Source organism: Streptosporangium jomthongense, from assembly GCF_042650425.1.
Lineage (GTDB): Bacteria > Actinomycetota > Actinomycetes > Streptosporangiales > Streptosporangiaceae > Streptosporangium.
In genome coordinates this window covers 1-13442 of sequence record NZ_JBHSBC010000044.1, presented here as the reverse complement: position 1 = coordinate 13442, position 13442 = coordinate 1, and the positions used below count along the sequence as shown (strand labels likewise).

General features: G+C 69.5%; 12 protein-coding genes. 4 read left to right on the top strand and 8 right to left on the bottom strand.

Features of this window, described 5'->3' with window-relative positions; genetic code table 11:
- Positions 1-29: 29 nt before the first annotated feature.
- Both ACFOYY_RS34215 and ACFOYY_RS34210 read right to left on the bottom strand, forming a co-directional pair.
- On the bottom strand, positions 30-425 hold the full coding sequence (locus ACFOYY_RS34215; RefSeq protein ID WP_386195284.1) for a DUF5360 family protein: 396 nt from the start codon (positions 423-425) through the stop codon (positions 30-32).
- Between the two features lie 10 nt (positions 426-435).
- Complete coding sequence (locus tag ACFOYY_RS34210) at positions 436-996, bottom strand: TetR/AcrR family transcriptional regulator (RefSeq protein WP_362784833.1); 561 nt, start codon at positions 994-996, stop codon at positions 436-438.
- Positions 997-1070: 74 nt separating this feature from the next.
- Here ACFOYY_RS34210 and ACFOYY_RS34205 point away from each other — a divergent pair, with 74 nt between their 5' ends.
- Positions 1071-1382, top strand: coding sequence for a DUF5709 domain-containing protein (locus ACFOYY_RS34205; RefSeq protein ID WP_352016466.1), 312 nt, complete (start codon positions 1071-1073; stop codon positions 1380-1382).
- A 33-nt stretch (positions 1383-1415) separates the two neighbouring features.
- Here ACFOYY_RS34205 and ACFOYY_RS34200 read toward each other — a convergent pair whose 3' ends face one another.
- From ACFOYY_RS34200 to ppgK, 5 genes are all read right to left on the bottom strand, one after another.
- On the bottom strand, positions 1416-2060 hold the full coding sequence (locus ACFOYY_RS34200) for an HAD family hydrolase (protein WP_362911686.1): 645 nt from the start codon (positions 2058-2060) through the stop codon (positions 1416-1418).
- A 100-nt stretch (positions 2061-2160) separates the two neighbouring features.
- Positions 2161-3318, bottom strand: a complete 1158-nt coding sequence (locus tag ACFOYY_RS34195; protein ID WP_352016468.1) for an RICIN domain-containing protein — start codon at positions 3316-3318, stop codon at positions 2161-2163.
- Between the two features lie 166 nt (positions 3319-3484).
- On the bottom strand, positions 3485-7357 hold the full coding sequence (gene hrpA, locus ACFOYY_RS34190; RefSeq protein WP_362784827.1) for an ATP-dependent RNA helicase HrpA: 3873 nt from the start codon (positions 7355-7357) through the stop codon (positions 3485-3487).
- A 111-nt stretch (positions 7358-7468) separates the two neighbouring features.
- Positions 7469-8023, bottom strand: coding sequence for a hypothetical protein (locus ACFOYY_RS34185; protein ID WP_352016470.1), 555 nt, complete (start codon positions 8021-8023; stop codon positions 7469-7471).
- Between the two features lie 116 nt (positions 8024-8139).
- Complete coding sequence (ppgK, locus tag ACFOYY_RS34180) at positions 8140-8874, bottom strand: polyphosphate--glucose phosphotransferase (protein WP_352016471.1); 735 nt, start codon at positions 8872-8874, stop codon at positions 8140-8142.
- 129 nt (positions 8875-9003) lie between these two features.
- Here ppgK and ACFOYY_RS34175 point away from each other — a divergent pair, with 129 nt between their 5' ends.
- Positions 9004-9483, top strand: a complete 480-nt coding sequence (locus tag ACFOYY_RS34175; protein WP_386195280.1) for a hypothetical protein — start codon at positions 9004-9006, stop codon at positions 9481-9483.
- A gap of 7 nt (positions 9484-9490) precedes the next feature.
- Here ACFOYY_RS34175 and ACFOYY_RS34170 read toward each other — a convergent pair whose 3' ends face one another.
- Positions 9491-11128: an ABC-F family ATP-binding cassette domain-containing protein gene (locus ACFOYY_RS34170; RefSeq protein ID WP_386195278.1), complete on the bottom strand. Its 1638-nt coding sequence runs from the start codon at positions 11126-11128 to the stop codon at positions 9491-9493.
- A gap of 291 nt (positions 11129-11419) precedes the next feature.
- Here ACFOYY_RS34170 and ACFOYY_RS34165 point away from each other — a divergent pair, with 291 nt between their 5' ends.
- Both ACFOYY_RS34165 and ACFOYY_RS34160 read left to right on the top strand, forming a co-directional pair.
- Positions 11420-12163 carry a hypothetical protein gene (locus tag ACFOYY_RS34165; RefSeq protein ID WP_386195276.1) on the top strand — a complete coding sequence of 248 codons (744 nt, stop codon included), beginning with the start codon at positions 11420-11422 and terminating at the stop codon, positions 12161-12163.
- A gap of 381 nt (positions 12164-12544) precedes the next feature.
- The gene (locus tag ACFOYY_RS34160) at positions 12545-13351 is read left to right on the top strand and encodes an SAM-dependent methyltransferase (RefSeq protein ID WP_362911692.1); all 807 of its coding nucleotides are present in this window, start codon (positions 12545-12547) and stop codon (positions 13349-13351) included.
- Positions 13352-13442 lie beyond the last annotated feature (91 nt).

The window sequence follows — 13442 nt, the reverse complement described above, 5'->3', positions numbered from 1 at the left end:
AAAAAAGTATCGTCATTCGCTTATATAAGTCAACTTCGATATATACGACCGGTCGGCCTGACGAGGCGGACGATCGCGGGCATCGGGAACAGCAGCAGATAGAGGTTGGGGATCCACCAGGCGAGGGAGAAGTCCCCGCGCAGCGTCCAGAAGGCGACGGCCATGAGCCCCGAGGCCGAGGTCAGGACCAGGGAGACGAGCATCAGCCGTTCCGCCTCGGGCGCCCCCCGGCGCAGCAGGTGGAGGCTGAGCAGGCCGGTCGCGCTCACGAGCAGGTCGATCCAGAGGAACGACCAGTTCCAGGAGACCATCAGCGGCTCGGTGTAGTCGGCGAAGGCCCAGGCGGCCGGGATGAGCCCCAGACCCGTGACCGAGAAGTAGACCAGGAAGCCCACGTCGGTGAGCAACATCAGCCTCTTGGTCACGGCGAAACCCTTACCTGCCACTGTCGACCACCCCGTCGATCATCTCCATGAGGTGTCCGCGGACCCGCTCGTGCAGCCCCGCCTCGGGTACGGCCAGGCCGAGCAGCCGGGCCGCCCACCAGCCGTCGACGGCCAGGCGCACGAGGGTGGCGACGGCGGGATCGACCCCGTCCTCGACGAGCCTGCGCTGCCAGGCCGCGTAGCGCTCGCGCAGCGGCGCCAGACCCGCCGGATCGACGAGCACCCCGGCGAGCAGGGCGGCGGTGACCCGGTCGGCGGGCAGGCCCCCGGCGGGCTCCGGAGCCTCGGGGATCGTCGCGGTGACGTAGGCGCGCAGGGCGTCGCCGGGGCGTTCTCCCGCGCCGGCCAGCGCCGCGTCGAAGGCGCCGACCAGGCGCTCGACCATCCCGGCGACCAGGGCCTGTTTGGTGGGGAAGTGGTAGAACAGCCCGCCCTTGGAGACCCCGGCGCGGCGCGCGACGGCCTCCAGGGTCAGCGACTCGGCCCCCTCGGTGAGCAACACCTCGGCTGCGGCGTCGAGCAGCCGTTCCTTCGAACTCGGTCGTGGCATGCCCGAACTGTACCGGCCGACCGGTACAGTTTCCAGGGCGGGGTTTCGCCTCACAAAACGGGTAGGGCGGGAGTATGAGTGAGATGCCTCCGGACCGTGAAGGTCTGAGCGACGAGCAGGCCAACGAGGTCGAGGAGTGGACCGACGACCTCGGCTTCGAGCACGAGATCGCCCCGGACGACCCCGAGCACCGCGACACCCTCGACGAGCGGCTCTGGCGTGAGGCGCCCGACCGTCAGCACGTCCCGCGCCCGGAGGACCGCCTCGTGGCGCCGGACGAGGGGATCGGTCCCGACGAGACCTCGGAGGAGTACGCGACCGACGTCGGCCCCGACAGCGGCGACCTGTCGGCCGAGGAACGCGCGATCCACATCGAGCCGGACTGACCCGGCCCAGACCCGGGGAAAAGGAGCCCGGACTCAGGAGAGGGCTTCGACCAGCTCGGGGAAGCCGTCGACCACGTGGTCGGCCAGGGCCGCCTCGGGGCTCAGCGCGTGCAGGTGGCCCCACGGACCCCGGCGGATCAGCGCCGTGCGCATGCCCGCCGTACGGGCGGGCAGGACGTCGTTGTCGAGCCGGTCGCCCACGTAGAGGATCTCCTCCGGCTCACGGCCGCAGACCTCCCCCACCCTGGCGAAGAACGCCGGCTCCGGCTTGGCCACCCCCCAGCCGTCGGAGGTGTGGATGGAGTCGACCGGAAGGTCCATCGCGACCAGCGCGTCGTAGGCCTGCGGCGGCTGGTTGCCCGCGACGACCAGCTCGTAGCCGAGGTCGCGCAACGCGGCCAGGCCGGGCCGTACGTCCGGGTAGAGGTCGTCGGCGTCGAAGTTGACCCGCAGCCCGTCCGGGTCGTCCCGCCGCCAGGCCTCCTGCTCCTTCTCAAGGTCGAAGCCGGGCCTCAGGAGCTGGAAGGCGTCCTCGAAGGACCTGCCGAGCGCGGCCATCCCGCCCAGCACGCCGAGCATGGTGAAGCGGGTGACCCCCAGCCGGTCGGCCCAGCGCGACCAGATCCGCGTCTCGTCGATGAGGGTCTCCCCCACGTCGAACACCACCGCCTTGACCACGGCCCTCCCCCTTCGATCGGCCCCGATCCTACTTTCCGTCCCGGGAACGGGCCCGGGCGCCCCGCCCTCCGTACGCCCGCCCCGGATCAGGACTCGCCGGTCAGCGGTGGCAGGGGTACTGCATCAGCCGGCTGCCCTCGACCTCCAGGCCGTTGTAGAAGTCCAGGGACCCGCACTTGGCGGTCTTCTTGTTCCTGAGGAAGAAGGCGGGCTGGCCCTCGTAGAAGGGCGGCATCCCGGCCGTGACGGACTCGGTCAGCCAGCTCTGCACCGGTGCCGTGGGCACACAGGTGTACAGCTCCAGGGGCAGCCCGTCCGCCTGCTCGTTCCCGCTGACGTCGAGGCACTTCTTGGTCTTGGAGTTCTTGTACATGACGTAGGGGACCGGGCCGTCGGGGCGCTTCACGGTCTCCCAGAGCTGCTCCTTGGGCCGGTCGGGCTTGCAGTCGTTCTGCACGATCCTGGTCCCGTCGGCGGAGGCGCCGTTGTGCACGGTCATGCACTTGAAGCTGTAGGTGCTGAGCAGCCGACCCTGGCTCTTGGTCCAGAAGCGGAAGTCGGGGCCGTAGGTGGCCGCCTGCGCCGAGACCTCGGCGGCGACCGGGGCCTCGGAGGTGGGAACGGAGGTGACCTTGAGCCCGGTGCCGGCGGCGAGGCCGTTGCCGCAACGGTTCTTGATCTCCCAGTCGGTCAGCGGCCTGCTGCGCAGCACCCAGAGGTTGTCCTTGTTCGGGTTCGGGGCGTAGATGACCTGGTCCTTGGCCTTCTCGGCGAAGCCACGGCCGTCGTCGTAGTCGGCCTTGATGTTCACGACCAGCTTGCGCACCGCGTCCCTGCTCTCGATCCAGCCGACGGACCAGCCGGGGATGCGCACGCTGACGGCCCAGCCCCGGCTCTGGGACCAGCTCCAGGTCCAGCCGAGCTTGGCGCCGACCTGCCCCTCAAGGTCACCGAACTTGCGCTTGCCGCCGATGTCGAGGCCGAAGGAGAAAGAGGTCGAGGTGGTGCTTGAGGCGTTGACGGTCGTACTTCCCCCGCTGGAGTTGCAGGCGAGAGCCACCTGGCCCACGACCTTGGGAGCGGCGTACGTCTCCGTGCCGGAGATCACATCGACCCGGCAGTCGGGCACCCAGTACAGGTAGTCGCCCTGCATCGCGGGTCTCGCGTTGGCGCAGTCCTCGGCGATCCGCGCCGGCGGGCGGTCCGCCAGGGCGGGCGTGGCGGAGACCACGACGGCGGAGACCACGGCCGCCGACATGACAAGCATGATCGCTAAGACCTTACGCACAATCGGTTTCACAATGCTCCTCAGGAAAAATAGCCAGACAATCCGGCCTTTCGGGGAGCAATGTAGAGCGCAAAGCGAGTACGACTCATGAAGCGATCATGAATGCACCACGAAACAAAGAAGATCAATCAGCTGCTCACAGCTTCTCCATCGCCTTGCGGATGCGCTTGTCGGAGATCGAGTACGGCGTGCCGAGGGTCTGGGCGAAGTAGCTGACCCTCAGCTCCTGGATCATCCACCGGATCTGCCGGACGTCGTCACCGGTACGGCGGGCGGGGGGAAGCTTCTCCACCAGCTCGTGGTACTCGTCCTCGATGTCGTGGACCCGGTGCATGCGCTCCTCGTCGCGGAAACGGTCGTCCGGCATCTTCTCCAGGCGGCGCTGGGCCCCCCTGAGATAACGCAGCAGGTCGGGCAGGCGCCGGTAGCCGGTCTCGGTGACGAACCCGTCGTGGACGAGGTCGTCCACCTGGTCGCGGATGTCCTCCACGGCCGGAGTCGAGGCTCCCTGGGGCAGCAGGGTGACGACCGTGTGCCAGACGGCCAGGATGTCCCTGACCCGGTCGACCACCTCGGCCGTGGTGTCGAACAGCTCGGCGCGGACCTTGTCGTGCAGGGCGGTGAAGGCGGGGCCGTCCCAGACGGGCCCGCCGGACCTCGTCATCAGCTCGTCGACGGCGCAGGCGACGCAGTCGTCGAACAGCGCGACGGCGCCCGCGTGCGGGCTGCGGCTGAGTGCGAGCTTCGCCTGGTTGTCCAGGCGGCCGAGCACCCATTTGACCGGGGACGGGGTGTTGAGCAGCAGCAGCCTGCGGGTGCCCTCCCACATGGCCCTGCGCTGCTCGACCTCGGTCTCGAACATCCGCACGGCCACGGTCGCGCCCTCGTCGGCCAGCGCGGGGTAGGCCTTCATCCTGCGCTGCTCGAACGTCTTGGGCAGCTCCCCCACACTCCAGGCGGTCAGGCCCGAACGTTCCAGGCCGTCGGCCGCCTTCGAGAGGGTCTGACGGAGCTTGGGGGCGAGCCGCCGTTTCAGCTCGGCCAGGTCCTTGCTCTCGGCCAGCTTGTGCTTGCGGCCGTCGATCACCCGGAAGGTGATCTTCAGGTGCTCCGGGACCAGGTCGGGCTGCCAGGCCTCCCTGGGCACCTGGATCCCGGTCAGGTTGAGCAGTTCCCGCTCCAGCACCGCCAGCAGCGGCTCCTGGGTCGGCCTGGCCCGCTGGAGCACCTGCTTGGCGTAGTTGGGGGCGGGCACGAAGTTGCGGCGGATGTGCTTCGGCAGGCTGCGGATCAGCGCGGTGAGCAGCTCCTCGCGCAGGCCGGGGATCTGCCAGTCGAAGCCCTCGACGTTGACCTGGTTGAGCAGCGAGAGCGGGATGTGCGCGGTGACGCCGTCGGCGTCGGTCCCGGGCTCGAACTGGTAGGTCAGCGGGAAGCGCAGGCCGCCCTGGCGCCACACGTCGGGGTAGTCGCGCTGGCTGACCTCGCCCGCCGCCTCGCTGATCAGCATCGACTTCTCGAAGCTCAGCAGGTCGGGCTGGTCGCCCCTGGTCTTCTTCCACCAGACGTCGAAGTGGCGTCCGGAGACGACGTCGGCGGGGACGCGCTGGTCGTAGAAGTCGAACAGCGTCTCGTCGTCCACGAGGATGTCGCGGCGCCGGGCCCGCTCCTCAAGCTCCTCGACCTCCTCAAGGAGTTTGCGGTTCTCCTTGAAGAAGGCGTGGTGGGTCTCCCAGTCGCCCTCGACCAGGGCGTGCCTGATGAACAGCTCCCGGCTCAGCTCCGGGTCGATGCGGCCGTAGTTGACCTTGCGCTGCACCACGATCGGCACGCCGTACAGGGTGACCTTCTCGTAGGCCATCACCGCGCCCTGGTTCTTCTCCCAGTGCGGCTCGGAGTAGGTGCGCTTGATCAGGTGCGGGGCGAGCGGTTCGACCCACTCCGGCTCGATCTTGGCGTTGACCCTGGCCCAGAGTCTGGAGGTCTCGACCAGCTCTGCCGACATCACCCACAGCGGCTGCTTCTTGGCCAGCGCCGAGCCGGGGAAGATCGCGAAGCGGGCGTTGCGCGCGCCGACATACTCGGTGATGGGCCTGCGAGGACCGTCGTTGGTGGTCTTCCTGTCGATGTCCTTGACGCCGACGTGGGACAGCAGGCCGGACAGCAGCGAGATGTGGATCTTCTGCTCGTCGCCGGGGACGTCGTTCTGCGTGACGCCGAGCGACCTCGACATCTGGCGGAGCTGGCTGTAGACGTCCTGCCACTCGCGCACGCGCAGGTAGTTCAGGAAGTCGCTCTTGCACAACCGCCGGAAGGCGCTCGACGACAGCTCCCGCTGCTGTTCCTGCAGGTGGTTCCACAGGTTCAGGTAGGAGATGAAGTCCGACTCCTTGTCGGCGAAGCGGCGGTGCTTCTCGTCGGCCGCCTGCTGCTTGTCCGCGGGCCGTTCCCTGGGGTCCTGGATGGACAGCGCGGCGGCGATGACCATGACCTCGCGGACACAGCCGTTGCGGTCGGCCTCGATCACCATGCGTGCCAGGCGGGGATCGACCGGCAGACCGGCGAGCTTGCGGCCCAGCGGGGTCATCTGCCTGGCCTGGTCGAAGGCGCCGAGTTCGAGCAGCAGGTCGTAGCCGTCCTTGACCTGGCGCTGGTCCGGCGGCTCGACGAACGGGAAGGCCGCGATGTCGCCCAGGCCTATGGAGGTCATCTGCAGGATGACGGAGGCGAGGTTGGTGCGCAGGATCTCCGGGTCGGTGAACTCCGGCCTGGTGAGGAAGTCGTCCTCCTCGTAGAGCCGGATGCACACGCCCTCCGAGACACGGCCGCAACGTCCCTTGCGCTGGTTGGCCGAGGCCTGGGAGATCGCCTCGATCGGCAGGCGCTGCACCTTGGTGCGGTGGCTGTAGCGGGAGATGCGGGCGAAGCCGGGGTCGACGACGTACTTGATGCCCGGCACGGTCAGCGAGGTCTCGGCCACGTTGGTCGCCAGCACGATCCGGCGCCCTGAGTGCCGCTGGAACACCCGGTGCTGCTCGGCCGCCGACAGTCTGGCGTACAGCGGCAGCACCTCGGCGTCCTTGCGTTTGGACAGCGCGTCGGCGGTGTCGCGGATCTCACGCTCTCCGCTCAGGAAGACCAGGATGTCGCCGGGGCCCTCGGCGCACAGCTCGTCCACCGCGTTGCCGATGGCCTGGATCTGGTCGTCGTCCTCGCCGAGAGGGCGGTAACGGACCTCGACGGGGTAGGTGCGTCCGGAGACCTCGATGATGGGCGCGCCGCCGAAGTGCCTGGAGAAGCGCTCGGGGTCGATGGTCGCGGAGGTGATGACGACCTTGAGGTCGGGGCGCCTGGGCAGCAGCTGCTTGAGATAGCCCAGGATGAAGTCGATGTTGAGGCTGCGCTCGTGGGCCTCGTCGATGATCAGCGTGTCGTACTGGGCGAGGTCGCGGTCGGTCTGCAGCTCGGCCAGCAGGATGCCGTCGGTCATCACCTTGACGAGGGTGTCCTCGCCGACCTGGTCGGTGAAGCGCACCTTGTAGCCGACGGCCTCACCGAGCTGCGTCTCCAGTTCCTCCGCGACGCGCTCGGCCACGGTCCTGGCGGCGATCCTGCGGGGCTGGGTGTGCCCGATGAGACCCCGGACGCCCCGGCCGAGCTCAAGGCAGATCTTCGGCAGCTGGGTCGTCTTGCCGGAACCCGTCTCACCGGCCACGATCACGACCTGGTTGTCGCGGATCGCCGCCAGGATGTCGTCCCTGCGCTGGCTGACCGGAAGCGCCTCGGGGTAGGTGACCACGGGCACCGCGGCGCGGCGGTCGGCGACCCGGCGTTCCGCCCGCTCGATGTCGGAGGTGATCTCCGCGGCGATCTTCTGCTGCGCCGCGCGGTTCCTGACCCGGCGCGCGCCGTCGAGCCTGCGCCGTAGCCGTCGCTGGTCACGCAGCGTGAGCTCGGGCAGACGTGCCTGGAGTTCGGCGAGTGGAGATGTCAACGGAGGCGTTCCCATACTGCGACCAGAATACGTTCGGCTCGTGGGTCACGGGCCAACGGCCCATCGTGCCCCAGGCCGCCTCCCGCCGCACTCCAATATCGCGCCCGCTCCCGCCGCGGTACGGCCTCAGCCCCGTCCGGCCGGGCCGCGCCGCCGCAGCAGCGCCAGCGCCCCCGCGCCCACGAGCACCGCGGCCACGCCCGTCTCCCAGCCCGGGGTGAACCCGGGCTCGCGGTGCCGGGGGACCGTCTGCCAGCCCTCGGCCGCCCGTGCCGCCCCCCTGGCCAGGGCCAGGCCGCCCACGGCGCGGTGGGCGTACCCGTCGACGACATAGAACTCGCCGTAGAGGGTGCCGCCGTCGCCCCGGCAGTCCACCTCGACGGTGTGCGGGCCGCTCTGGGCGCCGTAGTCGACCTGCGCCCAGCCGACGGCGACGCCCGAGTCGTCCTCCTCCAGCTCGGGCTCGTTCTGGAAGGCGTCCGAGCGGGCGTAGGCGGGCCCTTGACAGTCGTACGCCGTGATCCTGAGGTCCGCCCCCGGTCCGGATCGGTAGGGCGACAGCCGTACCTCCTCGCCGCCCACCCCGTCCGCGACGGCCGTCCCCGCCGCTCCGGCGACAGCGAGGGCGGCCACCCCGGCGACCACCGCCCAGCGAGCCAGCACGCCAGTCGACTGCAACACGTCTCCCCCAGCAGGTGCGATCTTGCCAACTCTCGCTACCTACCCAGGTCAGAGGGCGTGTCCGTCAAAGGAAGATCCAAATCTTCGCGGCCTTTCCGGCATATGACACAAGGGCCTTACGGCAAAGCCGCGGCCATGGCGGCCCCCACGATGCCCGCCTCGTTCTGCAGGGTCGCGGGAACGACGCGGGTTTTCACCTTGACCAGCGGCAGGAACTTGTCGGCCTTCTTGCTGACCCCGCCTCCGATCACGATGAGCGAGGGCGAGAACAGCGCCTCGACGTGGCGCAGGTACTCCTCGACCCGTCCCGCCCACTTGCTCCAGCTCAGCTCGTCCTCCTCCCTGGCGTGGTCGGAGGCCCGCTTCTCCGCCTCCTTGCCCCTGATCTCCAGATGCCCGAGTTCGGTGTTCGGCACCAGGTGGCCGTCGACGAACAACGCGCTGCCGATTCCGGTGCCGAAGGTCAGCATCAGCACCACGCCGCCCTCTCCCCTGGCGGCGCCGACCGCCACCTCGGCCACGCCCGCCGCGTCGGCGTCGTTGAGCACCACCGTCGGCAGGCCCGTCATCCCGGCGAACAGCGCCCGCGCGTCCGTGCCGATCCACTCGTGGTCCACGTTCGCGGCGGTGCGCGCGACGCCGTCGGTCACGACCCCGGGAAAGGTGACCCCCACCTGCCCGGTCCAGCCGAAGTGCGCGACGATCTCCGCGACCACCTCGGCGACCGCCTTCGGCTTGGACGGGATCGGGGTCGGTATCCGCAACCGCTCCTGGGTCAGCTCGCCCCTGGCGACGTCCACCGGGGCACCCTTGATGCCCGACCCACCGATGTCGATTCCCAGCGTCTCCATGACGACCTCCTCCTGTCCCGGGCTCCTGCCCCCGGCATGTCCCTGATACTCGCTTGCAGCGGGCGGTCAACCCGTCTGAAAGCGACCCGGCGCAGACTACGGGCACCACCGCAGGAAAGGATCATCCCGATGACGATCGTCAGGACCGTCGCCGGTCTCGCCGCCGCCGCCCTCACCGCCACCGCTCTTCTCGCCGCTCCCGCCGCCGCGAGCGCCGCCTCCCAGAAGGCCTCCTCCCCGTGGGGCCCCTACGACTCCGCAGGGCACCGGGCCCGGGCCGCGGGCTCCCTGACGATCTCCGGTGAGGACCACGCGGACATCCCGGCCGCGGCCACGGCCCGTGTCTCCGGCAAGGTCCACGACCTGACCAGGGGCTCCTCCTGCGGCTGGGTGATCTTCCGCGTCACCTACCGGACCTCGGGCGGGAACCTGCCCTTCAAGCAGCACGGCGTCCGCAACTGCTCCTACGGCACGCCCAAGTCCTTCACGTTCACCGGCAGGAACGTCTACGAGATCGAGGCCAAGGTCTGCTCCGAGGCCAAGGCCGCCAAGCCCTCGCTCAACTGCGTCAGCGGCGGCACCTGGAAGGTCGTCTACCTGTCGAAGTGAGCGGCTCTCAGCGCTCGGTCACCTGTCCCCCGACGACGTGCAGATGCCGGGTGGTGTGCACGGCGCCGAGCATCCGGCGGTCGTGGGTGACCAGCAGGAGCGTGCCGGGGTAGGAGGCGAGCGCGGACTCAAGCTGTTCGATCGCCGCCAGGTCGAGGTGGTTGGTCGGCTCGTCGAGGACGAGCAGGTTCACCCCTCTGGCCTGCAGCAACGCGAGCGCGGCCCTGGTGCGCTCCCCCGGTGACAGGGTCGCGCCCGTGCGCAGCACGTGGGCCGCGCGCAGGCCGAACTTGGCCAGCAGCGTGCGCACGTCCGCCGGGGCCATCCCGTCTGCCGCGGCCGCGAAGGCCTCCGCCAGGGGCTCCTCCCCCAGGAACAGGCCACGCGCCTGGTCGATCTCGCCGACGACCACGCCGGGGCCGAGCGAGGCGTCGCCCTCCTCCAGCGGGATCCGCCCGAGGAGGGCGGCCAGCAGCGTGGACTTGCCCGAGCCGTTGGCCCCGGTGATCGCCACCCGCTCGGCCCAGCCGACCTGCAGGTCGACCGGCCCGAGGGTGAAGGAGCCGCGCCGGGCCACCGCGCCCCGCAGCGTCGCCACGACCGCTCCCGCGCGGGGCGCGACCGCGATCTGCATCCGCAGTTCCCACTCCTTGCGCGGCTCCTCGACCTCGTCGAGCCGCTCGATCATCCGCTCCGTCTGCCTGGCCTTGGCCGCCTGCTTCTCGGTCGCCTCGGTACGGAAGTTCCGGCCGACCTTGTCGTTGTCCTGGGCCTTGCGCCGCGCGTTCTTGACGCCCTTCTCCATCCAGGCGCGCTGCATCCCGGCCCGCTGCCTGAGCGCGGTGAGCGTGTTCGCGTACTCCTCGTACTCGTCACGGGCGTGCTGCCTGTCGAGTTCGCGTTCGGCGAGGTAGGCCTCGTAGCCGCCGCCGTAGGAGCGGATCCGCCGCTGGGGCAGGTCGATCTCGACGACCCGGTTCACGGTCCTGGCCAGGAACTCGCGGTCGTGGCTGACCAGGACCGTGCCCGAGCGCAGCCCGGTCACGAAGCGTTCGAGCCGTTCGAGACCGTCCAGGTCGAGGTCGTTGGTCGGCTCGTCCAGCAGGAAGACGTCGTAGCGGCTGAGCAGCAGGGAGGCCATTCCCGCCCTGGCCGCCTGGCCGCCGGACAGCGCCGTCATCGGCCGGTCGAGCCCGGCTTCGAGACCGACCTCGGCGACGATCTCCTCCGCGCGCTCCTCCAGGTCGGCCCCGCCGAGGGTGAGCCACCGCTCCAGGCTCACGGCGTAGTCGTCGTCTGCTCCGGGGCGTCCCTCGACCAGTCCCTGGGTCGCCGCGTCCAGCGCGCGCTGTGCCTGGGCGACCCCGGTGCGTCTGGCCAGGAAGTCCGCGATCGTCTCGCCCTGTCTGCGCTCGCGCTCCTGCGGAAGGTAGCCGACCACGGCGGTGGGCGGGCTGAGCCGTACCGATCCGTGCTCGGGGGGCAGTGCCCCGGCCAGAATCCGCATCAACGTGGACTTGCCCGCGCCGTTCACCCCGACCAGACCGACCACGTCGCCGGGGGCGACGACCAGGTCGAGGCCGGAGAACAGCTCACGGTCGCCGTGCCCGGCGGCGAGTTCCTTGGCGACGATGGTGGCGCTCATGAGGGAAACGCTATCCGTGATCTCGTGTCGCTCCGCACCCCCTTACCACCAAACCCCCCAAATAAGCATATTCCGGACAAAACGGACAAGATTTACTTCGAGGTCGAAGAAAGGAGAGACTTACCGATACCGCCCTGACCTGCGGGTTTACCGGCAAACGTTACTAGAAGGCAACTTTCTTCGGGCTTTTTTGAGATTTGTAGCAACTTTTGCACCCAGCTGCCTGTCTTATAGAGGTGGAAGCGATCGCCTCTGATCGTTTTCGGTAACGGGGAAAAGGAAAAAATCTTCATGAAACGAATCACCGTCGGTCTCCTGTCCGCGGCCCTGGGCGGCTCCCTCCTGCTGAGCGCGAGCCCGGCCTCCGCCCAGCGCGCGTCCCTCAGCGTGCACATCGACAGCGTGAACCCCAACCCCGTCGTGGTCACCGAGGACCGCGACACGAACGTCACGGTCGAGGTCCGCACGACGGAGGCGATCCGCGTCGAGCTCCGCCTCAGGCCGGCCGTCAACACCCTCGCCGCCCAGGAGGCGCCCGAGGCCAAGCTCTTCCACGACGGCGACCTGTGGCGCTTCAGCACGCGCTTCGACAGCGACGACTTCGAGGGCCGCTGGCTCGCCATCGCCGACGCCTACGACAGGGACGGCAAGAAGCTCACCGACCAGGTCAACTTCTCCGTCAAGCACGAGCAGGCCGCGAAGACCGAGACGCGCGTCGGCAGCTTCCGCGTCAGCCCCACCTCGGTCCGCAAGGGCCGCTCGGTCTACTTCACCGGCCGTCTTGAGGTTCGCAACCACCGCTACTGGGCGGGCGCGCGCGGCGAGGAGGTCGGCATCTACTTCCGTTCGCGCGGCTCCAGCGCCTGGAAGTGGGTCGCCTCGGCCGACACCGGCTGGCGTGGCCAGTTCCGCACCAAGGCCCGCGCCTCCCGTAGCGGCGAGTACCGCGCCGTTTTCGAGGGCACCGACAGGCTTGAGGACAGCTCCAGCCGTTCGATCCGGGTCCGCGTCTGGGGCGGCGGCTGGCACCGCTGAGTCCCTGAGACGGCTCACCGAGGTCCCTGAGGCCTTCGTGTAAAGCATGGCCTCTGGCAAGGAACGCGACGCCTGCCCCCCTCGGGCGGGCCCGCGTGGCGCGGAAGCCCGGGTTTCCCCGGGCTTCCGCCCCTTTTTCACGCGCCGGTACGGCCGGCCCCCTGACACCCCCGCGGCCCCGCCACGACGGCGCCGCCGCGACGGCACTGCGACAGCACTGCGGCGGCACTGCGGCGACATCGTGGTAGCGCTCCCACGTCTCCCCAGGTACGGCGGACGCAAGTCCGGTAATGCTTGCTGCTGAAAATATTGCCTATGGCTACACATTGGGCATTACGCTCAGGCTAGAGATCTTCACGACTGTCCAGGCGGAGGGTGAACGTGGCCGACGAAGAGTGGACGCACCGCGGGATCGACGTCAACACTCCAAGCGTCGCCAGGCTGTACGACTACTACCTCGGTGGGAAGGACAACTTCCCCGCCGACCGCCTCGCCGCCGAGGAGATCCTCGCCTCCGTCCCCCAGGTCCGCACCGCCGCCAGGGAGAACCGCGCCTTCCTCGGCAGAGCCGTCAGGTTCCTCGCCCACGAGGGCGTCGAGCAGTTCCTCGACATCGGCACCGGGCTGCCGACGCAGGGCAACGTCCACGAGGTCGCACAGGAGATCATCCCGGAGGCCCGTGTCGCCTACGTCGACCACGACCCGATCGTCCTGGCACACGCCAGGGCCCTCCTACGAGGGGCGAAGGGGGAGGTCACGGTCGTCTCCGGCGACCTGCGGCGGCCCGAGGAGATCCTCGGCGCCTCCGAGATCCACGACCACCTCGACTTCTCCAAGCCCGTGGCCCTGCTCCTGGTGGCCATCATGCACTTCATCACCGAGGCCGACGACCCCCGGCGCATCATCGCCACGCTCAGGGACGCCCTGCCCTCGGGAAGCTACCTGGTCCTCTCCCACGGGACCCACGACCTTCGCCGGGAGGCCGCGCGGAAGGGCACGGAGGTCTACCGGCGGGCCAGCTCACCGCTCACCCTGCGGTCCAGGACGGACATCCGGCAGCTGTTCGACGGGTTCGACCTGGTCAGGCCAGGACTCGTCTGGCTGCCGGAGTGGCGCCCCGACGACTTCCCGCTCTACGACGACCCGTCGGAGGCGCTGATCGTGTGCGGCGTGGGCCGCAAGCCCTGACGCCGATCTCGCGTCTCAGACCGGGGAGCCCGCGGCCGTGACCTGGGACCCGAAGACGAATTCGGGGTCGATCTGCGCCGCGAGATCCTCC